This window comes from Actinacidiphila cocklensis (assembly GCF_907177275.1).
GTDB lineage: Bacteria > Actinomycetota > Actinomycetes > Streptomycetales > Streptomycetaceae > Actinacidiphila > Actinacidiphila cocklensis.
The window spans coordinates 17663-40574 of record NZ_CAJSLV010000088.1; the positions used below are offsets into that span (position 1 = coordinate 17663).

The following is a 22912-nucleotide window of genomic DNA, read 5'->3' on the forward strand; positions in this document are numbered from 1 at the left end:
GGTCCGGTCCTCGTGCGGCGGGCTGTTCATACGGAGTCCCCCAGCCGCAGGACCGTGCCCAAGCCGCGGCGGCGCCCCGCCCAGGTCTCGGCGGCGACGGCTGCGGCCACCAGGGCGACGAGGCCGACGCCGAGGCCGGCCGTCAGGGCGTAGTCGGTGTGCACCGCGGGCGCGGCGGGCCCGCCGGTGAACTCGCGCAAGGTCAGCGCGGGCCCCAGGAAGCCGGGCAGCAGCAGACCGAGCGCCACACCCCCGGCGGCCGCGGCGAGCGTCATGGGCAGCAGCTCCAGCAGGTCGAGAGCCGCGATACCGCGAGTCGGCAGGCCCAGAGTGCGCAGACGGGAGGCGGTACGGCCGCGGTCGCGGGCCGAGAGCAGCATCTCCAGCAGCAGTGCCACCAGCGCGAACAGCACGGCGAGCGCAGTGGCCGCCGCGTACGTGCGCCGTACTCCGCGCAGCAGCCCGTCGTGCGCGGCGAGCGACAGCTCGTCGGCCTTGATCCGGACCTGGCCGGAGGGACCGGCGATCCGCCCGCCCTCGGTGCGCAGCACGTCGCCGTCCAGATGCGGACCGTAGAGCAGCACGGCTGCGTTGTCGTACTCGTCCGGGCCTAGCATGCCCAGTTCGGCGGCGTCCACCAGCAGCAGCGGGCCGCCGGCGGCCACCGCCGTACGGCTGTCGCCTCCCTCACCGCGCCCGGCGTCCCGCTGGTCGACGCTCAACAGCGGTCCGAGTGCCGGGTCGCGCCGAGCGGCGTCCGGCAGCCGGCCCACGACGCGGACGGAGACCGTGCGGTGCCGCAGGACGGTGGTGTATGTGTCGCCGATCGTGCCGCCCGCGAAGTCGGCGCTGGCCAGGGCGGGCAGGACGTAGTGGCCGTTGACCGGTGCGGGCTCGGGCCTGCCCGCGAGGCCGGCGGCGGTGAGCGCGCGGGCCGCGGCGGAGTCCGGGGCCTGGGCGGCGACCACCCCGGCGTCGAGGCCCGCGAGGCGGGCCGTGGTGTAACGGGCGCCGTCCGTCGCGCTGGTGAGCTGGTCGACCAGGCTGCGGACGACTGTGGCCCGGCGGACGCCCTGGACCGTCGTCAGGGCCTTGTCCACGGTGCCGTCCCGGCCCGCGCCGATCACGACCGCGTCGGCGCCCGAACTCCACACCGCCGCGGTCGCACTGCCATCGGCGACCGTACGGGACACCAGGCCGCCGAAGACCGCCGTGGACAGCGTCATGACCAGCACCAGCAGAGCCAGCGCATGCCCGGGCGCCTCCCGGGCCGCACGCGAGAACGCGATCAGCGGCACGGTCCCGCGGCGGCCGCGCGCGGCACGGGACACCAGCCGCAGCGGCAGCGGGTAGAGCCGCACCAGCAGCACCACGGCGGCGGCCCCCAGCAGCGCGGGCACCACCGCGAGCTGCACGTCCAGCCCGCCCGCCCCGGCGCCGTGGGCGCGCACCATCAGCACCCCCGCGACGGCGAGCAGCAGCACCGTTCCCTCGACGGCGAGCCGCCGTACCGCCGCAGGACGGCTCTCCCGTCCGCTCCGGTCGCGGGCCGCGGCCAGTGTGAGCAGCGGCAGCGTCAGCCAGGCGGCAGCGGCGACCACGAGCGCCGGCAGCAGGCTGCCGTGCCCTGTGCCCCCCGCGGGCGTGGACAGGATGGCGGCGCCGATGCCGAGCACCGTCCCCAGCAGCGCGGCGGGCGCGGTCTGCACCAGCCGCACGAGTGCCAGGTCGGTCGCGGAGGCGCCGCGGGCGCGTTGCAGGGCCTGGGCTGCGGCCCTGCGGTGGACCGCCAGGCGTGCGGTGACGACGACGGTGGCGAGGCCGACCGCGATCAGACCGGCCAGGGCGAAGGACTCCAGGGTGCGAGCCTGGTCGCGGGCCCGTGCGAAGGGCACCAGCACGTCGGGCACGCCGTCGTCGGTGGTGAGCGGGGACGTCGGGTAGAACCCCAAAGTGCAGGAGTTGGCCATGTAGTCCTCTGCGGCGGGGCAGTAGACGTCGCCGACGGCAGCCGCGAAGCTGTCGGCCGCGTCCCGCAGCGTGCGCAGCCCCCCAGGGGTCGCCATCCGGGTCGCCTGCCCGGGCGTCATCCGGATCGAGTCGCGCCACTGCACGGTGACGCGGGGGTCGTGCCCCCGGCTGCCTTGCAGCAGCGCGTCGATCGAGGCCGCGTCGACCACGGCCTGGGCGCGCCACCGGCCCTCGGTGCGGATCGGCCGGGCAAGCAGCGCCTCCTCGTGCCAGAGCCGCGGGGCGGCGCCGGTCGGCGGCGCGAAGAAACCGCTGACGACGGCGTCGGTGTCGTTGCCGCCCACGTCCGGCCAGAGGTGGAAGCGCTGGCCCACGCTGAGGTGCAGGACGTCGCGGGCGGCGGTGGAGAAGGCGACCGGGATCGGAGAGGTCGCAGTCGCCGGGCCGGGCATGGCGCCCTGGGTGTAGGCGGACCTCGGCGGTGCGTCGTCCGCGTACAGCAGCCCGACCTGGAGGGGGCCCGCGGCGGTGACAGCGGCGAGCTGGGGCACCTCGATGCGGGTGGAGGCGTGCACGAGCACCGCGTCCAGCGGCGGCTTGGCCGCGGTGAGCAACTCGTCCCCGGTCTGGCGGAGGTCATGCGCGAGGGTGGAGCCGGAGGGATCGTCGGCGGGTACGGCGTCGTTCCCCTTCAAGCTGAGGCTGTGCCGGATCTCACCGTCGTTCTGCTGGGCGACGGCAAAGCGGCTGCGCAGCGCGTCTGCCGCCCACCGGTCGAGCAGCGGCGGCCCGGCGGCTGTGACCAGCGCGAGCATCGCGACGACCAGGGCCAGGCACGCCAGCAGCGGCGCCTCCGCCCACGCCTCCCGCCGCACCCCCGGATCCCGCACCCCGCTCCCCGGCCGCAACCCCCGCAACCCCCGCAACACTCCGAGCCTGCTCACACCCGTCCCCCCGACCCGCCGTGAAAGAGCGTCCGCCCTGCCCTCAGGCCCTCGGCCGGGAGGCCGCACGCCACTGCCGGCCCCCGGGCATACGCACGGCGTATCCAGTCCCTGTTGCCGCGCGGCGCGCGGCGCACCGGCCTCATCCCTCGTCACCCGCGCGCAGGACGCGGACCAGGTCGACGCGGGCGAAGACCCGGGCCAGGGCGGTGACCACGGCGACGATCAGCAGGGCGGTACCGAGAGCGACCGCGGTGACCTTCAGCCAGGGGACGCTCACGGCGAGGCTCGGAACGATCGGGGCGCCGGTGGCGTCCACGCTGACCAGCGGGGTGATCGCGGCCGCGAGGAGGGCGCCCAGCGCGCTGCCCACCACGACGGCGAGCAGGGCGAGGCCGAGTTGCTCCGTCCACAGCAGCGCGGCCAGTTGGCGTCTGCGGACGCCGATGGCGCGCAGCAGAGCGAACTCGCCGCGCCGCGAACGGGCCGACATCGCGGTGTGCAAGGTGAAGCCGATGACCGCGAAGGCCGGGGCGAGCACCAGGGCCAGCACCAGGGCGGCGCGGGTGCCCCTCTGCAGGGGGTCGTCGCGGATCTGCCGGGCGGCCTGCCGCACGGTGGTACCGGTGCCTGCCGCCGGATCGGCGCGCAGGGCGGCCGCGGCGGCGGTGGCGTCGCCATGCCGGGCGGACAGCAGCCAGAAGTCGTCGAGCGGCGGTTCGTTGCCCGACGCGACCACGGCGGCGGCGAGTGCACGCGAGTCGACGAGCAGCCGGCCCTGCGAGCGGTCGACGCCGGGCACTGCGGTGATCCGGCCGATGATCTTCACCTTGACGGAGTCGCCGTCCCCGGCGTCCAGGGCGACCACCGCCCCGGTGTCGAACTCCCCCGTGGCCTGGAGCGCGGCGTCAGCGAGTGCGGGCACGGGTGGCTGGTGGGGCGCCGCGACGGGGCCGAGGGCCATGTCCCACTGCGGCGGGACGGATCCGGGCGCGGGGCCGCGGAAGGTGCCGGAGAAGAGCGCGCCGGGCGTCCGCGCGTTGGCGCACAGGTGCGGATTCGCCGTCGTCTCGGAGTCGACGGTCTCGAGGTCACACCCGGCGGGGTCGTAGACCGGGTCGGTCAGGTCCCGCCACAGGGCGCCGCGCGGCGCCGCTGCGGAGTCGATCCGCAGGTGGTACGTGCGGCGCTCGTAGGGGAAGCGGATACTCACGCCGAGCCCGATGACGCGCAGCGGGTAGCGGCGGGCGGCCGGGGCTCGCCCGGTGAAGCCGAGCGGCAGCCGCACGGTGTACGGCGTGCCGTCGGTGACCGGCAGCGAGGTGGCGAGGTGGTCGGGAAGCCCGTCGGCGTCCTCGGTCGTGAGGGTCAGCTCCACCGGCGCGTACGGCCCCTCGCCGTCCGCCGACAGCCGTACGGTGACCGTCAGTTCGTTCGGGCGGCCGGGGAGGGTGAAGCCGTGGTCGGGGACCGCGGCGCCGAGGCCGGCGAGCAGGTCGGCGGCGGGCCGGTCGGTGAGGTCGGAGCGCAACGCGGGCACAGGCCCGGTGTCGGCGGACGTCTGGGTCGCGAGGATCGCCGCGGTGTTCACGCCTTCCACGGTCAGGATCTGCTCGCCGCGGCTGACCCCCAGGTCGGTGACCGGGGTGACGGCGGTGGCGCCGGGCAGGGCCGCATAGACGTCGTGCCGCTGGGCGGTGGGCGGCACGCGCCCGAGGGTCTGCAGCGGCGGGGCGACCCGCAGGTCGCCGCCGACGCCGAAGGCGGCCTGGTCGGTCGCCCCGCGATCGAGGATCGCGAGCGAGGTCACGCCGAGCGAGCCGACGGCGAGAGCGAGCGTCATGAGAAGCGCGGGCCCGGTGTGCCGAGCGGCTCGGCGGCCGATCTGCCAGCCGCCGAGCGGCAGGACGAAGCCGGCGGCGCGGCGCGCGGCCCGGTCGATGAGCGGCGCGGCGAGCGGCAGCAGCCGCAGGCTCAGCAGCGTGGCGGCCGCGGTCATCAGCACAGGGGTGAGGATCAGCACCGGGTCGACGGAGGTGCCGCTGACACCGCCGCCGACCACCGGGCTGCGGTAGCGGCGCAGTTCGAGCCAGCCGGAGACGGCGATCGCGGTGAGTGCCACGTCGGTGCCGGCCCGCTGGAAGGCGGCGGCGCGGGCGCCGCGCAGCCGCAGCCGCGTCCCCGCCCGGCGGTCGGCGGCCGTGCGGGCGGTCGGGAGCAGTACCGCGGCGCCGTGCACCGCGAGGGCCAGCAGGGCCGCGGTCCAGCCGACGGCGGTCGCGCCGGACGCGGGCAGGGCGCCGTGCAGCAGACCGGCGCGGTGCAGGCCGGCGAGCAGCGGGCCGGCCAGGAAGGGCGCGGCCACCGCGGCGGGTAACGCGACGACTGCCCACTGCCCGGCGGCCGCGCCGACCAGCCGGCCCGTTCCGGCGCCCCGTGCACCCTTGAGGGCGATCTCCGCAGCCCGCGCCTGGGCGAGCTGACGGGCGGTCAGCACCAGGGCCGCGGCGGCGAGCGCGGCGAGCAGCGCGGCGGGGATGTCGATCCCGGCGCGTGCGACGGCCATCGGCGCGGACAGGGCCGCGAGCGTGTCGGGCAGGCGCGAGAAGGTGTAGACGCCCCCCATGGCGGGCGGCTTGCCCTGGAAGACGGAGACGGCGGTGTCGCTGCCGGCGAAGCGAGCGGCGCGGTCGTGGAGCGGGCCGATCGCGCCGAGGCTCAGCCGGGAGCTGTCGGGGGCACCGATCCAGGCGGCGAGCGCATCGGCTGCGAGCGCCGGCTGCGCCGTGAAGGCGCTGGGGGCGACGACCGCGAGGCTGTCGGTGGTGCCGGAGGAGCTACTGAGTCCGGCCAGGACACCGGGGTCGCCGGGCGCGGGACGGTAGGTGCCGGTGAGTCGCACAGCGAGGCGATGCGGGCCTACCTGGAGCTGGAAGCTGTCGCCGACTCGCAGGCCGACACGGGCGGCGGCGGGCTGGCTGAGGGCCATCTGAAGGCGGGCTCCGGGCCTGCCCGCGGCGGCTTGCGGCCAGCCTCCGGCGGTGAGCCGGGCATGCGCGGCGGGGTCGGGCAGGGCGACGACCACGGACGATGCGCCGCTGAGATTGCCGTCGGCGCGGATCAGGGAGTATTCGGAGCTCGTCGAGGCGGGGGAGCGCAGCGCGGTGTACGTGCGGTACGGCACCTCGCCGAAGACCCGGTCGAGCGCGGCGCGGGCTGCCTTGTCTCCGTCGGCCAGGTCCTGCGGCCGGTACTGGCCGAAGATGTCGACGCCGGTGTCGGTGTCGTCGGACAGCCGCTGCTGGACAGCGCTCTGCACGGAGCGGTCCGCGAGCGCGGCGAGGGCCGACAGCACAGTGGCGGACAGCAGGATCGCGAGGGCCGCGGCGAGTAGTACGGCGAGGTGGTGGGTGCCGCCGCGGACGGCGGCGGGCGCGGTGGGGCCGCCGGCTCTGCGGCGCACACGCCCGGGCCGTAAGTCCGTTGCCATATGCCGATCCCCCCGCGCTGCGGGCGACCGAGCGTGCCCGGCGGTGACGCTAGTCCCGTAGATGGCACTGCGCAAGACTTTTCAGATAACCGGAGGGGATTTTTCCGGTTGATGCAATATTTTTGCGCAATCTTTGCGGAAATGCCGTGGTGCGCCAGGCACGTATACCGGTCCCGCTCCTCGGCGCGTCGCGGGTGCGGGTCCGGATACGGCAGTTGCCGGTTCCGGACCCGCGGGCACCGCTCGTACGGCGCGCAGCGCCCCGGGCATCAGTGCAGCTCGGTGATCTCCGGGCCGCGGCGCATCGGGTCGATGCCGTCACCGAACTTCGACGGCTCCTGCTCGGGCGCGGTGCCGTCCGGCACCATCTGGGCGTCGTTGGGCAGCTTGAGCACGATCGGGTCGCGCGGCGCCATCGGGGAGTCGCCGCGCAGCACCACGGTGTCGCGGAAGACCGACTCCAGCACTCCCGCGGCGGCGGGCTGCACAGCGCCCTGCCCGGAGATCACCCCGCGCAGGAACCAGCGCGGCCCGTCGCAGCCGACGAAGCGCACCAGCTGTACCCCGTTGGTGCCGTCCGGCAGCTGCACGGGCACCTGCGCCCGCAGCTCCCAGCCCAGCGGACCCTCGACCTCGTCGACGACACCGCCCTGCTGGGTGATGCCGGACGCGATCTCCTCGCGCACCTCGCCCCAGATCCCCTCGGACTTGGGTGCGGCGAACGCCTGCAGCTGGACGGCGCTGTCCCGCAGCACCACGGTGGCAGCGACGATCGACTCGCCCGCCACCTCCACCCGCAGCTCCATGCCCTCGACCCCGGGCACGAACAGTCCGCCGAGGTCGACCCGTCCTTCGCCGGGCTCCCTGACCTCGCTCACATCCCACGGGCCGTCGGGCCGCGGCGCGGGCGGAAGGTTGTACCGGTTGGAGTCACCGGAGTCGTCCGACTCCTCGACGTCTTCGGCCAGCTCGTCTTCGGCCTCGACGGCCTCATCGAGCTCGTCGAGGGCGTCTTCGCGCTCCTTGCGACGACGGAACACGGTCACTGTCCTTCCCGGTCTGCTACGACCGATGCGTATCCGTATCTGGACGTGTCAGCCTGCGGCGTCTCCACCGCGGCATGACCCCCCGTGGAGCCGAAGCCCCCCGCGGCCCTGGCGGAGCCGGGCAGCTCCGCCACTTCGTGGAACCGGACCCGCTCGACCTGCTGGACGACCAGTTGGGCGATCCGATCGCCCCTGTCGAACCGCACGGGCTCGCGTGGGTCCAGATTGACCACGATCACCTTGATCTCTCCACGGTACCCGGCATCCACCGTTCCCGGGGCATTCACCAGTGCTACTCCGCAGCGCGCGGCAAGGCCGGAGCGCGGGTGCACGAAGGCCGCGTAGCCGTCGGGCAGCGCGATGGAGATCCCGGTGGGCAGCACCGCCCGCTCGCCGGGCGCCAGCTCGGCGGCCTCGGTGGTGGTCAGGTCGACACCGGCGTCCCCGGGATGCCCGTAGGAGGGCACCGGAACCGACTCGTCGAGCCGGCGCAGCAGCACGTCCACCGGGGGCCGGGTCACGGGTTCACCTCGAAGGCGCGGGCGACCTTGACCTGGTCGGGGTCGTCCATCGCGGCCTTGATCTCCTCGGGCCTGCCGTTGGCCGTGAAGTGGTCGAGCTTGACCTCGACGAAGAGCGCGTCGGCGCGGACCGCCACCGGTCCTTCGGGGCCGCCGATCCGGCCCACGGCGCTGCTGTAGATCTTCCGGCCGGCGACCGCGGTGCAGCGGGCCGTCAGATGCAGGGTGGCGCCGACCGGCACCGGGCGGACGAAGTCCGACTCCAGCCGGCCGGTGACCGCGATGACCCGCAGCAGCCAGCCAAGCGAGCCCAGCGTCTCGTCGAGGGCGGAGACGAGCACTCCGCCGTGCGCGAGCCCGGGAGCCCCCTGGTGGGCGGGCTGCACGGTGAACTCCGCGGTCACGCTGACGCCTTCGCCCGCCCTGGCCGCCAGGTGCAGTCCGTGCGGCTGCGCATCGCCGCAGCCGAAGCACTGGTCGTAGTGCGCGCCCAGCAGTTCGCCCGGCGCGGGCGCGTCGGGGTGCCGTACCGGCTCGGTGGCGTCGGACGGCGGCGTCAGGCTGGGCCGTCCCGCGCCGGAGGGTGTCGTGGCTGCACTCACGCCCGAGACCCTACCCTCCTGCGCTGTGCCTTCCCGCCGTGCCCGCGGCCGTCCCGGCGGCACATGGCAGTCTGGTGCCATGCAGCCTTACGACGAACGCCTCACCGTCCCGCGTTCCTGGTGGTTCCTGGCCATCGCCGCGGGCGTGGCGGTGGCGCTGATCCTGCTTCCCTTCGGCCCGCTGCCGCTGCTGGCCGGCCTGGTCGGCGGGGCGGCCCTGTCCATGATGGCGGTCAGCTCCTACGGGTCGGCCCGGATCAGGGTGGTGGCCGGCTCGCTGGTCGCGGGCAAGGCGAGGATCCCGGTGGAGGCACTGGGTGCGGCGACCGTGCTGGATCCGCAGGAGACGGTGGCCTGGCGGTCGCACAAGGCGGACCCGCGGGCCTTCATGCTGATGCGCTCGTACGTGCCGACGGCGCTCAAGGTCGAGGTGACCGATCCGGCGGACCCGACGCCGTACGTCTATCTGTCGACGCGTTCTCCGCAGCGGCTCGCGGCGGCTCTCGACGCGGTCAGGACCGTGGACGCCGGCTAGAGCCTTACGGTCCGGCTTCGCCGTCGCCGGGGGCTCCCGGGTCCTCGCCCCGGTCGCCCGCGGCCGCGCCGGGCGCGGGATACGGTCCGGGGCCGGCCTCGGCCACCGGCAGGTCCGGCCAGGGGAACTGCGTCGCGCGCAGGTCGCGGCGGACCCGCTCGGCGAGTTTGCGGGTGTCCCGGCGGTTCATCACCGCCCCGACGGCCGCGCCGATCATGAACGGGGTCAGGACGGGTGCGTTGCGCAGTGTCCTGCGCAGCAGCCGCTGCCGCATCTCGCGTTTCATGCTGCTGCCCAGCGCGACATTGACGGTGGACAGCTTCAGCACATCGATACCGCGCTGCTCGGTCCAGGACCACAGATAGGCGGTCGCCCGCTCGCGGGCGCCGCCGGGGACGCGCAGTCCGTAGACCTCGTGCAGCTCGGCGATGAGCTTGTACTCGATGGCCGCGACGCCCAGCGTCTCGGTCACCAGTTCGGCCGGCATGGCCGGCGGGGTGGGCAGCATCGCGGCGGCGCCGACCCCGGCGCCGACCGTCATCGTGCCCTTGACCGCGGTGGCGATCAGCCGGTCCGCGATCGCTTCCGGGCCGAACCCGGGAAACTGCCGGCGCAAGGTGGCCAGGTCCCGCACCGGAATGCGGGGTGCCACGTCGATGAGCCGCTCGGCGACCGAACCGATCCCGGCCCGCGCGACGGTGCCGCCTTTGCGGGCCCCGCCGCTCACACCGCTCACGCCGTACCTGACGCCCCGGCCGAGGCCGCGGGCGGTCGTGGCCGCGAGCGAGGCCGCACGGCCTCGCTCGGCGCCCTCACGGCCCTCCGGCGTACCGGTCACACCTATCAGGCCGCGCAGTCGCGGCAGATCGGGTTGCCGTTCTTCTCGGAGGCGAGCTGGCTCCTGTGGTGGACCAGGAAGCAGCTCATGCAGGTGAACTCGTCCGCCTGCCTCGGCAGCACGCGGACCGACAGCTCCTCGTTGGAGAGGTCGGCGCCAGGCAGTTCCAGTGACTCGGCCTGGTCGAACTCGTCGACGTCGACCGCGGAGGTCGACTTCTCGTTCCTGCGTGCCTTCAGTTCCTCGATGCTGTCCTCGTTGACGTCATCGTCGGTCTTGCGTGGGGTGTCGTAATCCGTAGCCATTTTTCGCTCTCCCCCTGTGGGTGTCTGCGGTGTCTCCAGCGCACGTAACGCGCGGGAGGCCGGACTTGTGCCCGACCTGAGGCGGAGATTTTGCCTCACATCAAGGCCTGTTACTCAATCGACACCCAGCTACGCCCCCGAAGGGGTGATCGCACGGGTGGCCGATCATGGTCTCCGTTGGCCGGGATCGGTTCCGCCGCGGCCACCAGTCTGTGTACTTCCCGTGATCATGACCTGCGGAAACATGGATTTTCCGGTCTTTTCCCCAATGTCTTGATCACTGAGTGTAGGCGATGGGGAAATCGTGTGTGCGATCGATCACAACTCGCTCGGACGCGGCACAGACCGCAAAATTACTCCCAAAGCGAACAGGGCTCGGGCGGGCCGCCACGGCCGGTGATCATCGGCGTGACGCGGTTCACACCGCACTTGGGCATCTTCGCGCCGCCGGTCAGACCGGGATGGCGACCCTCATGACCAGGCCACCGCCGTCGCGCGGCTCCGCGGTGATCACCCCGCCGTGTGCCCTGGCCACCGAGCGGGCGATGGAGAGGCCGAGTCCGACGCCCTTGTCGCTTCGGGTGCGCTCGGTGCGCAGCCGCCGGAAGGGCTCGAAAAGATTGTCGATCTCATATGCCGGGACGACAGGTCCGGTATTCGCCACCACGATCAGCGCGTGGCCGTTGCGCACCTCGGTGCCGACCTCGACCCAGCCGCCCTCGGGGACGTTGTACCGGACCGCGTTCTGCACCAGATTCAGCGCGATGCGCTCCAGCAGCACGCCGTTGCCCTGGACGACCGCGGGCTCCAGGGCGGCGCGCAGCTCCACGCCCTTTGCCTGGGCCTCGCCACGGGTCTGCTCCAGCGCCTGGGAGGCCGCCTCGGCCAGATCCACCGGCTTGCGGTCGATGATCTCGTTGTCGCTGCGGGCCAGCAGCAGCAGGCCCTCCACCAGCTGCTCGCTGCGCTCGTTTGTGGCCAGCAGGGTCTTGCCGAGCTGCTGGAGGTCGGCGGAGGCCTCCGGATCGGAGAGCTGGACCTCCAGCAGCGTGCGGTTGATCGCCAGCGGGGTGCGCAGCTCGTGCGAGGCGTTGGCCACGAAGCGGCGCTGGGCGTCGAAGGAGCGCTCCAGCCGGTCCAGCATCTCGTCGAAGGTGTCGGCCAGCTCCTTGAGCTCGTCGTCCGGGCCGTCCAGCTCGATCCTGCGCTTGAGGTCGGAGCCGACCACGCTGCGGGCGGTCCTGGTGATCCGGCCCAGCGGGGCCAGCACCCGGCCGGCCATCACGTAGCCGAAGGCGAAGGCCACCACCGCGAGGCCGATCAGGGCCAGCAGCGAACGCTTGAGCATGGTGTTGAGCGCCAGGTCGCGCTGGTGCTGCATGCAGCTGTTGATCGCGGCGGTGAACTCCTGCTGGGTGCTCTGCCCGCTGGAGGGCAGCGCGGCGCAGTCGATCGGCTGGATGCTGCCGTTGATGATCTTGAAGGGCAGCTCGCTGCCCTGCCGGATGGCCTGTGCGGCCAGCAGGTAGATGATCCACAGCAGCAGGACGCCGGCGATCAGGAACATGCCGCCGTAGAGCACGGTCAGCCGTATCCGGATGGTCGGCCGCAGCCACGGCGGCTGGCCCTCGGCGGACTGCGGGTCCCACGGCGGGCGCGGCGGGGCGTTCGGGGCGGGGGGCGGCGGGGAGGAGGGGGATGCGGTGGCCACGTGATCAGATCCGGTAGCCGGAGCCGGGCACGGTGACGATCACCGGGGGCTCGCCGAGCTTGCGTCGCAGCGTCATCACCGTGACGCGCACCACGTTGGTGAACGGGTCGGTGTTCTCGTCCCAGGCCTTCTCCAGCAGCTGCTCGGCCGAGACCACCGAGCCCTCGCTGCGCATCAGCACCTCGAGCACGGCGAACTCCTTGGGCGCCAGGTGCACCTCTGCGCCGTCCCTGGTCACCTCGCGGCGGTTCGGGTCGAGCCGGATGCCGGAGCGCTCCAGCACCGGCGGCAGGGCCGCGGTCGTACGGCGGCCGAGCGCGCGGACCCTGGCGGTGAGCTCGGTGAAGGCGAAGGGCTTGGGCAGGTAGTCGTCGGCGCCCAGCTCCAGGCCCTCGACCCGGTCGCTGACGTCGCCCGCGGCGGTGAGCATCAGCACCCGGGTGGGCAGCCCCAGCTCGACGATCTGCCGGCACACGTCGTCGCCGTGCACGACCGGGAGGTCACGGTCCAGTACGACCACGTCGTAGTCGTTGACACCGATCCGCTCCAGGGCGGCGCCGCCGTCGTAGACCACGTCGACGGCCATGGCCTCGCGGCGAAGGCCGGTGGCAACCGCATCTGCGAGCAGTTGCTCGTCCTCGACGACCAGTACGCGCAAGGCGCTGTTCCTTCCGTGAGCTGTGGGAATGCTCCTCCATCCTGCACCGGGCACCGGTAAATCGGCGGTAAGTGCGCCGCCCGCGGAATTTCCTTCGTACCGATGAGGTTTCCGCTCCGGGCATGGCGGGGAGGACGACTGCACACCCACCCACCACGCCTGTCGCGCGTTGCCGCGCGTGGCATCTGGCTTGACACATTCCCCGTGTCAACGGAGACGACGAGGGGGCGCAATGGACGCGTTCACCACCGGAATCCTGCAGCGCATACACACGACGGAGTCCGACCTGCGGAAGGCGCGGGAGACGGGCGACGAATTCCTCGCCGAGGTCGAGCAGGGCGAGCTGGACGACCTGCGCAGGCTCGCAGCGGAGCACGGCGTGGACGTACGGCCCAAGGTCGCCTGACCCCCAAGCCGCACGCCCCGGCCCCAGGAGGGAGCCGGGGCGTTCGCATGCCCGCCGCCTGTACGGACCGGGGTCGGGTCAGTCGTGCCAGGCGCCCAGCGCCTCCAGGTGCTGCTGGAGCGGCTCGAAGAGCCCCGTGGGGGCGGCGACCGTGAGGTCGCCCGACGCACGCTCCCCCGGCCGCCCGCCGGTGAGCGCACCGGCCTCGCGGGCGAAGAGGTCGCCCGCGGCGAGATCCCAGGGGTTGAGCCCGCGCTCGTAGTACGCGTCGAGCCGACCGCAGCCCACGTCGACAAGGTCGATCGCGGCCGACCCGCCGCGCCGGATGTCGCGGACCTGCGGCAGCAGCGTGCGCACCACCTCGGCCTGCGCGGCACGCCGCTGGGCGACGTAGCCGAAACCGGTGCCCACCAGCGCGTGGGACAGCTCCGGCGCCGGCCTGCGGCGCGCGGGGGCGCCGTTGACCAGGGCGCCGCCGCCCAGCACCGCCTGGTAGGTCTCGCCGCGCATCGGGGCCTCCACGACGCCCACGACCACCTCGCCGTCCCACTCGGCGGCGATGCTGACCGCCCAGGACGGCAGGCCGTAGAGGTAGTTCACGGTGCCGTCCAGGGGGTCGATGACCCAGCGCACCCCGCTGGTGCCCGCGCGGCTCGCGCCCTCCTCGCCGAGGAGGCCGTCGTCCGGGCGGAGCCGGCCGATGTGGTCGGTGATCAGCTTCTCGGCCGCGATGTCCATCTCGGTGACGACGTCGACCTGGCTGCTCTTGGTGGCGGCGACACCGAGGTCGGCCGGGCGGCCGTCCCGCAGCAGGGCGCCGGCCCTGCGGGCCGCGTCGAGGGCGACCCCGAGCAGCTCGGCGTACTGCGCGGTGCGGTCGGACGGTGACGCATGGGTGCTCACGTGACTCCTCACTCCATTCCTGCGGCGGCGGGCAGCGGGTTCCTTGCGGGGCAGCAGCCCGCGGGGCAGATGTCGTGGCTCGGGCCGAGCGCGCCGAGCGCGCACCGTACCGGGGCCGCGCCGCGCTCGGTGGCGGCCCGCTCCAGCACCAGCTCGCGCACGGCCGCGGCGAAGCGCGGGTCGGCCCCGACGGTGGCGGCCCTGCTCACCGGCAGGTCCAGCTCCGCGGCCTTGGCGGCCGCCTCGGTGTCCAGGTCGTACTTCACCTCCATGTGGTCGGAGACGAAGCCGATCGGCACCATGACGACGGCGGGCGCTCCGTCGGCCTGCGCCTCTTCCAGGTGGTCGCAGATGTCGGGTTCGAGCCACGGGATCTGCGGAGAGCCGCTGCGGGACTGGTAGACCAGCTCCCAGGGGCGCTCGACGCCGTCCGCGGCCCGCACCGCGTCGGCGACCAGCCGGGCGGTGTCCAGGTGCTGGGCGACGTAGGCGCCGCCGTCGCCGTGGCCCTCCACGGGACCCGAGGTGTCGGCCGAGGCGGTCGGGATCGAGTGGGTGGTGAAGGCGAGCCGCGCGCCGGCCCGTACCGCGGGCGGCAGGGCGGCGAGCGCGGCCAGCGTCGCCTCGGCCATGGGCTCGACGAAGCCGGGGTGGTTGAAGTAGTGCCGCAGCTTGTCGACCTGCGGCACCGCACGCCCCTCGGCGGCGAGCGCGGCAAGGGCGGCGGCCAGGTTCTCGCGGTACTGCCGGCAGCCGGAGTAGGAGGCGTAGGCGCTGGTGGCCAGCACGGCGATCCGGCGGTGGCCGGCGTCCGACATCTCCCGCAGGGTGTCGGTCAGGTAGGGCGCCCAGTTGCGGTTGCCCCAGTGGACCGGCAGGTCGAGGCCGTGCTCGGCGAAGTCCTTGCGCAGCGCGTCCAGCAGGTCGCGGTTCTGCGCGTTGATCGGGCTGACGCCGCCGAAGAGGAAGTAGTGCCTGCCGACCTCCTTGAGGCGCTCGCGCGGGATGCCGCGGCCGCGGGTCACGTTCTCCAGGAACGGCACCACGTCGTCGGGTCCCTCGGGGCCGCCGAAGGACAGCAGCAACAGCGCGTCGTAGGGGGCCGGATCGGTGCCCGGCGCTGCGGTCCCCGGCACGCGGGCGTCGGTCTTGGGTGACTGCTCTGGCATGGCTCCGATCCTGCCACCAGCCGGCGAGCGCCCCCGACCGGCCCCGCCGCGCGCGAGGCGTTTAACCGGTTGCCAGGGTTCGTAAGCTGTAAGGACCCACCAGAGTCCTTACCGGGAGCGCCTTCGTGACCAGCCCTTACCGCGCGATCTTCGCGGCGCCCGGCACCAGGGCCTTCTCCGCCGCCGGCCTGGTCGGGCGGATGCCGCTGTCGATGCTGGGGATCGGCATCGTGACGATGATCTCGCAGACCACCGGGCAGTACGGGCTCGCCGGCGCGCTGTCGGCGACCGTGGCGCTTTCCGGCGCCGCCATGGGGCCGCAGGTGTCGAGGCTGGTGGACAGGTACGGGCAGGCGCGGGTGCTGCGGCCGACCGCGGCGGTCACCGTGCTCTCGGTGCTGACGCTGCTGGCCGCGGTGAAGGGCGGGGCGCCGCGCTGGCTGCTCTTCGTGTGCGCGGTGGGCGTCGGCACCACGCCGAGCCTGGGCGCGATGGTGCGGGCGCGCTGGTCGGCCATCCACCGGGGGGCGCCGGAACTTCTGCACACGGCGTATTCGTTCGAGTCAGTGGTGGACGAGATCGTCTTCATTCTCGGCCCGATTCTGTCCATCGGACTGTGCACGGTCTGGTTCGCCGAGGCGGGGCCGCTGCTGGCCGCCGTCTTCCTGGGCATCGGCGTGCTGCTGCTGACCGCGCAGCGCCGCACCGAGCCGCAGCCGCATCCGCGCGCCGACCACGCGGGTGGCTCGGCGCTGCGGGCTCCCGGCATGCCGGTGCTCTTCGGGGTGTTCGTGGGCACCGGGATGGTCTTCGGCGCGGTGGACGTGATCACCCTGGCCTTCGCGGACGAGCGCGGCCACAAGCCGGCCGCGAGCCTGGTGCTGGCGACATATGCCCTCGGCTCGTGCCTGGCCGGACTCGCCTTCGGCCTGATCAGACCGCGTGGGAGCGCACAAGGGCGGTTCCTGCTGGGCGTGTGCCTGATGGCGGTGAGTATGATCCCGCCACTACTGGTCGGAAATCTCGCGTTCCTGGCCATGGCGCTGTTCTTCTCCGGTCTGACGATCGCACCGACCATGGTGACGACGATGAACCTGGTCGAACGGCTGGTACCGCGGGCACGGCTGACCGAGGGCATCACGTGGACCTCCACGGGGCTCGCGATCGGCGTCGCCCTGGGGGCCGCGCTCGCCGGGCGGGTGACCGACGCGCACGGCGCCTCGACGGCGTTCGCGGTGCCCGCCTGCGCGGCGCTGTTCGCCGCGACGGTGGCAGGACTCGGGTATCGCCGGCTGCGTCCGGCGGCGGAGCGGGAGGAGCCGCGCGGTGGGCACGACGACAGGCACGGCACGATCGACGCGCACGACGCGGTCGACGGACACGAGGGTGTGGCGTAACTGGGCGGGCAACGTCGCCGCGCGCCCGGTGCGCACCGTGGCGCCGGCCTCGGCCGGTGAACTGGCCGAGGTGCTGCGGGCGGCGGCCGCCGACGGCCTGACGGCCAAGGCGGTCGGCTCGGGCCACTCCTTCACCTCGGCCGCCGCCACCGGCGGGGTGCTGATCCGCCCCGAGCGGCTGACCGCGATCCGCTCCATCGACAAGGCCGCGGGCACCGTGACCGCCGAGGCCGGCGTGCAGCTCAAACACCTCAACGCGGCGCTGGCCGCCGAGGGCCTGTCGCCGACCAACATGGGCGACATCATGGAGCAGACGGTCGCCGGCGCCACCAGCACCGGCACCCACGGCACCGGGCGCGACTCCGGGTCGATCGCCGCGCAGATCACCGCGCTGGAGATCGTCACGGCGGACGGCTCGGTGCTCACCTGCTCGGCCGACGAGCGGCCCGAGGTCTTCGCCGCGGCCCGGGTCGGCCTCGGCGCGCTCGGCGTGATCAGCGCGGTCACCTTCGCGGTGGAGCCGGTCTTCCTGCTGACCGCCCGCGAGGAGCCGATGCCCTTCGACCGGGTGATGTCCGAGTTCGACGCGATGGCCGCGGAGAACGAGCACTTCGAGTTCTACTGGTTCCCGCACACCGACAGCTGCAACACCAAGCGGAACAACCGCAGTCAGGGTCCTGCGGCGCCGCTTCCCGCGGTCCGCGGCTGGATCGACGACGAACTGCTGTCCAACGGGGTCTTCCAGGCCGCCTGCGCGGTGGGCAGGGCCGCTCCCGCCGCCATCCCGGGCATCGCCAGGATCTCCAGCAGGGCGCTGTCGGCCCGCACGTACACCGACATCCCCTACAAGGTCTTCACCAGCCCGCGCCGGGTGCGCTTCGTGGAGATGGAGTACGCGGTGCCGCGGGAGGCCGCGGTGGACGCGATCCGGCAGCTCAAGGCGATGGTGGAGCGGTCCTCGCTGCGGATCAGCTTCCCGGTGGAGGTGCGGGTCGCGCCGGCCGACGACATCGCGCTGTCGACGGCTTCCGGCCGGGACAGTGCGTACATCGCGGTGCACATGTACCGCGGCAGCCGATACCAGGAGTATTTCACCGCGGTCGAGAAGATCATGACAGAGCGGGGCGGCCGGCCGCACTGGGGCAAGATGCACACCCGGGACGCGGACTATTTTCGGACGGTCTATCCGCGCTTCGCGGAGTTCACACAGCTCCGTGATCAATTGGACCCTGGACGGCTGTTCGCCAACGACTACCTCCGGCGGGTGCTTGGTTCGTAACCCTTCGCCCCTTTTTGCCCCCGGTGCGCGTCACGAACGAGTGAGCCGGGTCACTCAACTACCGCTCCGCGCACCACATTCGGCGGCGCGGCAGCCGCCCCCCGCTGGCCCAAATGGAGTACCGTGACGAATCCGTGCTCCCGGTTGCCCGTCCGGTCGCCCGGACGAACGGGAGGAAGCCTCGACGGCACTCGTCCCGGTGTGCGGCGATCGGTCACACTGAGTGGCCAATCGACCACCGTCCCATAACGGCGTGTCACCAGGCAGTGCCGACACGCCGGGTAACTCTGCAAGGTTGTGGCACGCTGCACCCGGGCAGGCCACACTCGTCCAACGGGAGCAGCGACGCAACCGACGTCGGCAGGCACCACCCGGGAGGTAACCGTGCCCGAACTGCGCGTCGTGGCCGTCAGCAACGACGGCACACGACTGGTGCTCAAGGCTGCAGACAGCACGGAATACACGCTCCCGATCGACGAGCGGCTGCGCGCCGCGGTCCGCAACGACCGCGCCAGGCTGGGCCAGATCGAGATCGAGGTCGAGAGCCACCTGCGGCCCCGCGACATCCAGGCGCGGATACGCTCGGGTGCCTCCGCGGAAGAGGTCGCGCAGATGGCCGGCATCCCGGTCGAGCGCGTGCGCCGCTTCGAGGGTCCCGTGCTGGCCGAGCGCGCATTCATGGCCGAGCGGGCCAGGAAGACCCCGGTCAGGCGGCAGGGCGAGAGCACAGGCCCGCAGCTCGGCGAGGCGGTGGCCGAGCGGCTGCTGCTGCGCGGCGCCGAGAAGGAGACCGTGCTCTGGGACTCCTGGCGGCGCGACGACGGCACCTGGGAGGTGCTGCTGGTCTACCGGGTGGCCGGTGAACCGCACTCGGCGAGCTGGACGTACGACCCGCCGCGCCGGCTGGTACAGGCCGTCGACGACGAGGCCAGGTCGCTGATCGGCGAGACCACCCAGGCGCAGTCGCAGGCGCAGGAGCCGAGCTTTCCCTTCGTGCCCAGGATCGCCCGGCTGCCGCGGGACCGCCCGCTGGACCGGGCACTCGACCGGCAGTTGGACCGCCAGGACCGCGAATCCGCCCGCGACGCCCGGGAGGCACGGGCCGAGGAACGGGCCGCGGCGGCCGTGGAGCCGGAGGAGCGCGACTCGCTGACCAGCCTGCTGGAGGCGGTGCCGAGCTTCCGCGGCGACATGGTCGTACCCGCGCCGCCCACGGCTCCGCCGGACCCGGTGCCGGCCGAGCCGGCGGCCGAGGCCGAGCAGGAGACGGCGGCACCCGCGGCAAGCGCGGGGTCGGCCTACGCGGACGTCCTGATGCCGCGGGCCGTCGCGGGCCACCGCGACCGGCTGGTCGGCACCACCGACCGCCAGGCCGAGGCGGACGGCGTCCGGCCGGGCCGCAGGGCGACCGTCCCCAGCTGGGACGAGATCGTCTTCGGCAGCCGCCGCAAGAAGCAGGAATAACTTCCTGCCGTGAGCCACCCCCGGGTCCCCCGGGTGGGGGTTCCCTGCCCTGCCGGGCGAGCGTCCCCCAGGGTGCCCCTGCGGTGCAGAGCTCCTTCGGGGTGCCCTGCCGCGCCCGGTTTCGCCGGAGTGTGCCTGCACCTGCCTGCCGGGGGCGCCACCGCGTCGGTGGGTGCCTCTTCCCTGCCCGGTGGACTTTTCCGGGTGCCACCGCGTCGGTGGGTTCCTTACCAGGGGCGCGGGGAACTGCGCGCTCAGCTCGCCAGCGGCCGGTGGTCCGTCTCCGACAGGGACAGCCCCTGCGGGTCGGTGACGACCCGCGCCCCGGTGGTGGGCCGGTCGCGCGGTTCCCCGCGCCCCTGAGGTGGCGGCGGTCCGTCCGCGCGGGACGGTAAGCGGGGCCTGAGCCCGCAGTTCCGCCCCCGGAGCCGCCCGGACGTGGTGGCGGTCCGTCGCCGCACCGCGGTCGTTTGCAGGCTGGGCGCGCCCGCGCGGCGCCGGCCGCACATCAGGCGCGGCCTCGCGCCCCTGGGGGCGCCGTCCTGGCGCGGGGGCACCCGGCCCGGGCTCTCAGTCCGGGCTCGGGCCCGTGGCGATGGGACGGGTGGGGTCGGCGACCCATTCGCTCCAGGAGCCCGGGTAGAGGGTCGCGGGGATGCCCGCCTCCGCGAGGGCGAGGATCTGGTGGGCGGCGGAGACGCCGGAGCCGCAGTAGACGCCGACTTCCGTGCCGGGTGCCACGCCCAGCGCGGCAAAGCGGGCGGCGAGGTCCGCGGCGGGCAGGAAGGTGCCGTCGGGTGCCGCGTTGGCCGTGGTGGGGGCGTTGACGGCGCCGGGGATGTGGCCGGCGACCGGGTCGATGGGCTCGACCTCGCCGCGGTAGCGCTCCGCCGCGCGGGCGTCGAGCAGTGTCCCCCGCCGGGCCAGCGCGGCGGCGCCCTCCGCGTCCACCATGGGCATGGCGCCCGGCTCCGGTACGAAGTCGCCCTCCCCCGGCACCGGTTCCTCGGCGCTCAGCGGCTGCCCTGCGGCCCGCCAGGCGGCCAGGCCGCCGTCCAGGACCCGGACCCGCCGGTGACCCGCCCAGCGCAGCAGCCACCAGGCACGGGCGGGACCCCAGCCGTTCCAGTCGTCGTACACGACGACGTCGGTGTCCGCGCCGACCCCCGCGCGGCGCATTGCCGCGCCGAACCCGGCCGCGTCGGGCAGCGGGTGCCGCCCGGCCGCTCCCGGCGGCGCGGCCAGTTCCGCGTCCAGGTCGACGTAACGCGCCCCGGGGATGTGGCCCTTGGCGTATTCGCCGTGTCCGGGCGGGCCGCCCATCCGGTAGCGCACGTCCAGCAGGACCGGCGGTACGGGGGCGGCGGCCAGTTCGGCCGCGCTGATGAGAAATTCCATGTACCTATTGTGGAGGCAGGGCAGTTGTACCCGGCGCGGCCGACAGCGCTCCGGCTCCCGTCGGTGCGACGATCGGACCTGCCAACCCCGCGGAAGCCGGGCAGGCAGCGGGCTGCCGATGAGGAGAGCGTTCGCATGACCACCGAGGTACCGTCCCGGCGTCCCCCCGGCACACCCTGCTGGGCCAGCCTGATGGCGCACCGGGCCGACCTGGCCCGGGACTTCTACGGGACGCTGTTCGGCTGGGAGTTCACCCCCGGCCCGCAGCAGCTCGGCAACTACTCGCTCGCCGGGATCGGCGGCCTGCGGGTCGCCGGCATCGGCGAGGGCGCACCGGAGCCGCACCGGCCGGTGTCCTGGACCACGATGCTCGCCGCCGACGACGCCGACCATGCCGCGGAGTCGGTACGGGAGTGCGGCGGCACGGTCGGCATCGGGCCGCTCAACATCGGCGAGGACGGCCGGCTGGCGGTCGCGGTGGACCCGTCGGGCGCCGTCTTCGGCATCTGGCAGGGCGGGTTGCTCAGCGGCGCCGACGTCACCGGCGTGCCGGGGAGCGTGGCGCTGAGCGAACTCGTCACGAACGACGCGACCTTGGTCGGCAAGTTCTACGAGGCCGTCTTCGGCTACGGCCTGGAGCGGGCGGCGGGGGACGACGCGGAGGACCGCGCCGTGCTCACGCTGGACGGCCGCGCGGTGGCCGGCATCCACGGGGTGGGCCGGGACCTTCCGCGGGACCGCGGCGCCCACTGGACGACCTCGTTCGCCGTCGAGGACGTCGCGGACTCCGCGGCACTGGCCGCCCGGCTCGGCGGCCGCGTCCTGTCCCCGCCGCACCCGACGCCGTACGGCACCGCCGCGACGGTGGCCGACCCCGAGGGCGCCGCCTTCACCCTGCTCGCCCGGACCTGACCGCCGTCACGCCGCCTCGCCCGGGGGCATGGTCGACAGCAGGTGGGGGGCGCCGGCGAGGACCAGGCCCGCGGCTCCGCGGACTTCCGCGCCGTCGCCCAGCCCGCCGGTGACGATCTCGACGCCCCGGGCCGCCGAGGGCAGGGTGTGCCGCCGTACCCCGGCGCGCAGCGGTTCGAGCAGGTCCTCGCCGGCCCCCGCCAGGTCGCCGCCGACCACGATGAGCCGCGGGTTGAGCAGCGTGACCAGGGTGGACAGCGCGCGCCCCACCGCGTCACCGGCGTCCCGGACGGCCCGCAGCGCCCCGGTGTTGCGCTGCTTGATCAGCATGGGCAGTTCGCGTGCGGCGACCGGCCGGCCCCAGCTCTGCGTGAGCAGCCGGGCGATGGCGACGGGACTGGCCACCGTCTCCAGGCAGCCGCGGTTGCCGCAGCGGCAGATGAGGCCGTCGGCGATGAGCGGCAGGTGGCCGATCTCGCCGGCGAGCCCGCGGGCGCCGAGCAGCAGCTGCCCGTTGCTGACGATGCCGGCGCCGATACCGGCGGACAGCCGTACGTAGACCATGTCGCCGATCTGCCGCCCGGCCCCGTACATCAGCTCGGCCAGGGCGCCGGCGTTCGCGTCGTTGGTGACACGGACCGGGAGCGCGGTGCGCTTCTTCAGCTCGTCGGTGAGGTGCAGGCCGACCCAGCCGGGCATGATGCCCTCGGCGCCGAGTTCGCCGCTGCCCTTCTCGACCGGGGAGGCGATGCCGGCGCCGATGCCGAGCACCCGGCTCCTGGCGACGCCGGTCTCCTGGAGGGCGCGGCCGACCAGGACCGCGACCAGGTCGAGGGTCTCCTCGGGCGCGCGGTCGACGTCCTTGGCCACCCAGTGCTCCCACAGCACCGTGCCGAACAGGTCGCACAGGTTCACCCGCACGTGCTGGTGCCCGATGTCGGCGCCGATCGCGTAGCCCGCGGTCGGCACCAGGGACAGCGACTGTGCGGGGCGCCCGGTGCGGCGCGGCTCCGGGTCGTCGGTGTCCGGCTCCTCCTCGGTGACCAGGCCGACCGCGATGAGGTCGGCGACCAGCGACGAGACGGTGGCCCGGGACAGGCCGGTGACCCGTACCAGTTCGGGGCGGCTGCTGCGCGGTGTGGCATGCAGGGCTTCGAGGACCCGCAGCCTTCCGACCTCGCGCAGGTTCACTGGTGTGTCGATCGTTACCCCCGGGGGTGTGTGCATGTCGGCACGCGGTGTCCTGGTCCGCGCGCCGCGCCCTCTTGCGTCCGGCCCGGTCAAGAGCCTTGACTTATGACGAAGTTCAGGCAGAAACTCGCGAACTGTTCTATCCAACTCCACGAGTTTCAGTCGATGCCGG

The 22912-nt window shown here is 73.8% G+C and carries 19 protein-coding genes; 6 read left to right on the plus strand and 13 right to left on the minus strand.

The features are described 5' to 3' along the window. Positions 1–26: 26 nt before the first annotated feature. The 5 genes from NFU81_RS31670 to NFU81_RS31690 all read right to left on the minus strand — a co-directional run bounded on the left by NFU81_RS31670 (position 27) and on the right by NFU81_RS31690 (position 8574). Positions 27–2861, minus strand: coding sequence for an FtsX-like permease family protein (locus NFU81_RS31670; protein WP_251497711.1), 2835 nt, complete (start codon positions 2859–2861; stop codon positions 27–29). Positions 2862–3057: 196 nt separating this feature from the next. Beyond that, on the minus strand, positions 3058–6405 hold the full coding sequence (locus NFU81_RS31675; protein ID WP_251497713.1) for an ABC transporter permease: 3348 nt from the start codon (positions 6403–6405) through the stop codon (positions 3058–3060). Positions 6406–6674: 269 nt separating this feature from the next. Further along, a complete protein-coding gene (locus tag NFU81_RS31680; RefSeq protein ID WP_251497716.1) occupies positions 6675–7445 on the minus strand; it encodes a DUF3710 domain-containing protein in 771 nt (256 codons plus the stop codon). Between the two features lie 2 nt (positions 7446–7447). Beyond that, positions 7448–7972 (minus strand): dUTP diphosphatase, encoded by a 525-nt coding sequence (gene dut, locus NFU81_RS31685; RefSeq protein ID WP_251497718.1) that lies wholly within the window; start codon positions 7970–7972, stop codon positions 7448–7450. After that, positions 7969–8574 carry a PaaI family thioesterase gene (locus NFU81_RS31690; protein WP_251497721.1) on the minus strand — a complete coding sequence of 202 codons (606 nt, stop codon included), beginning with the start codon at positions 8572–8574 and terminating at the stop codon, positions 7969–7971. The genes dut and NFU81_RS31690 overlap by 4 nt, the downstream gene beginning before the upstream one ends. A 79-nt stretch (positions 8575–8653) precedes the next feature. Here NFU81_RS31690 and NFU81_RS31695 point away from each other — a divergent pair, with 79 nt between their 5' ends. Then, on the plus strand, positions 8654–9109 hold the full coding sequence (locus tag NFU81_RS31695) for a DUF3093 domain-containing protein (protein WP_251497723.1): 456 nt from the start codon (positions 8654–8656) through the stop codon (positions 9107–9109). A gap of 4 nt (positions 9110–9113) precedes the next feature. Here NFU81_RS31695 and NFU81_RS31700 read toward each other — a convergent pair whose 3' ends face one another. The 4 genes from NFU81_RS31700 to NFU81_RS31715 all read right to left on the minus strand — a co-directional run bounded on the left by NFU81_RS31700 (position 9114) and on the right by NFU81_RS31715 (position 12621). Next, positions 9114–9947: a hypothetical protein gene (locus tag NFU81_RS31700; RefSeq protein ID WP_308208340.1), complete on the minus strand. Its 834-nt coding sequence runs from the start codon at positions 9945–9947 to the stop codon at positions 9114–9116. Positions 9948–9952: 5 nt separating this feature from the next. Then, entirely contained in the window at positions 9953–10252 is a 300-nt protein-coding gene (locus NFU81_RS31705) for a DUF4193 domain-containing protein (RefSeq protein ID WP_033173914.1), read from the minus strand. Positions 10253–10703: 451 nt separating this feature from the next. Then, a complete protein-coding gene (locus NFU81_RS31710) occupies positions 10704–11963 on the minus strand; it encodes a sensor histidine kinase (protein ID WP_251497726.1) in 1260 nt (419 codons plus the stop codon). 4 nt (positions 11964–11967) lie between these two features. Next, on the minus strand, positions 11968–12621 hold the full coding sequence (locus NFU81_RS31715) for a response regulator transcription factor (protein ID WP_251497729.1): 654 nt from the start codon (positions 12619–12621) through the stop codon (positions 11968–11970). A 232-nt stretch (positions 12622–12853) separates the two neighbouring features. On the opposite strand from NFU81_RS31715, the gene NFU81_RS31720 reads away from it, so the two are divergent. Further along, on the plus strand, positions 12854–13027 hold the full coding sequence (locus NFU81_RS31720) for a hypothetical protein (RefSeq protein ID WP_198535727.1): 174 nt from the start codon (positions 12854–12856) through the stop codon (positions 13025–13027). Between the two features lie 78 nt (positions 13028–13105). Here NFU81_RS31720 and NFU81_RS31725 read toward each other — a convergent pair whose 3' ends face one another. Together NFU81_RS31725 and NFU81_RS31730 are read right to left on the minus strand one after the other, a co-directional pair. Then, the gene (locus NFU81_RS31725; protein WP_251497732.1) at positions 13106–13930 is read right to left on the minus strand and encodes an inositol monophosphatase family protein; all 825 of its coding nucleotides are present in this window, start codon (positions 13928–13930) and stop codon (positions 13106–13108) included. Positions 13931–13938: 8 nt separating this feature from the next. Continuing rightward, the gene (locus NFU81_RS31730; RefSeq protein WP_251497734.1) at positions 13939–15099 is read right to left on the minus strand and encodes a ferrochelatase; all 1161 of its coding nucleotides are present in this window, start codon (positions 15097–15099) and stop codon (positions 13939–13941) included. Positions 15100–15224: 125 nt separating this feature from the next. Here NFU81_RS31730 and NFU81_RS31735 point away from each other — a divergent pair, with 125 nt between their 5' ends. From NFU81_RS31735 to sepH, 3 genes are all read left to right on the plus strand, one after another. Then, positions 15225–16496 (plus strand): MFS transporter, encoded by a 1272-nt coding sequence (locus NFU81_RS31735; protein WP_251497737.1) that lies wholly within the window; start codon positions 15225–15227, stop codon positions 16494–16496. Beyond that, the gene (locus NFU81_RS31740) at positions 16426–17775 is read left to right on the plus strand and encodes a D-arabinono-1,4-lactone oxidase (protein ID WP_422665339.1); all 1350 of its coding nucleotides are present in this window, start codon (positions 16426–16428) and stop codon (positions 17773–17775) included. Before NFU81_RS31735 ends, NFU81_RS31740 begins: the two co-directional genes overlap by 71 nt. Before the next feature lie 384 nt (positions 17776–18159). Then, the gene (gene sepH / locus NFU81_RS31745; protein WP_251497758.1) at positions 18160–19239 is read left to right on the plus strand and encodes a septation protein SepH; all 1080 of its coding nucleotides are present in this window, start codon (positions 18160–18162) and stop codon (positions 19237–19239) included. Positions 19240–19809: 570 nt separating this feature from the next. On the opposite strand, the gene NFU81_RS31750 is transcribed toward sepH, so the two are convergent. Beyond that, complete coding sequence (locus tag NFU81_RS31750) at positions 19810–20637, minus strand: sulfurtransferase (RefSeq protein WP_251497761.1); 828 nt, start codon at positions 20635–20637, stop codon at positions 19810–19812. A 135-nt stretch (positions 20638–20772) separates the two neighbouring features. Here NFU81_RS31750 and NFU81_RS31755 point away from each other — a divergent pair, with 135 nt between their 5' ends. Further along, positions 20773–21549 (plus strand): VOC family protein, encoded by a 777-nt coding sequence (locus tag NFU81_RS31755; RefSeq protein WP_251497764.1) that lies wholly within the window; start codon positions 20773–20775, stop codon positions 21547–21549. 6 nt (positions 21550–21555) lie between these two features. Here NFU81_RS31755 and NFU81_RS31760 read toward each other — a convergent pair whose 3' ends face one another. Beyond that, on the minus strand, positions 21556–22740 hold the full coding sequence (locus NFU81_RS31760; protein ID WP_251497767.1) for an ROK family transcriptional regulator: 1185 nt from the start codon (positions 22738–22740) through the stop codon (positions 21556–21558). Between the last annotated feature and the right edge of the window lie 172 nt (positions 22741–22912).

Bases quoted from the DNA above. Each gene is read 5' to 3' on its own strand.
- NFU81_RS31675 (WP_251497713.1), bottom strand. From the start codon at position 6,405: ATGGCAACGGACTTACGGCCCGGGCGTGTGCGCCGCAGAGCCGGCGGC.
- NFU81_RS31695 (WP_251497723.1), top strand. From the start codon at position 8,654: ATGCAGCCTTACGACGAACGCCTCACCGTCCCGCGTTCCTGGTGGTTC.
- NFU81_RS31705 (WP_033173914.1), bottom strand. From the start codon at position 10,252: ATGGCTACGGATTACGACACCCCACGCAAGACCGACGATGACGTCAAC.
- NFU81_RS31720 (WP_198535727.1), top strand. From the start codon at position 12,854: ATGGACGCGTTCACCACCGGAATCCTGCAGCGCATACACACGACGGAG.
- NFU81_RS31730 (WP_251497734.1), bottom strand. From the start codon at position 15,099: ATGCCAGAGCAGTCACCCAAGACCGACGCCCGCGTGCCGGGGACCGCA.
- NFU81_RS31750 (WP_251497761.1), bottom strand. From the start codon at position 20,637: ATGGAATTTCTCATCAGCGCGGCCGAACTGGCCGCCGCCCCCGTACCG.
- NFU81_RS31755 (WP_251497764.1), top strand. From the start codon at position 20,773: ATGACCACCGAGGTACCGTCCCGGCGTCCCCCCGGCACACCCTGCTGG.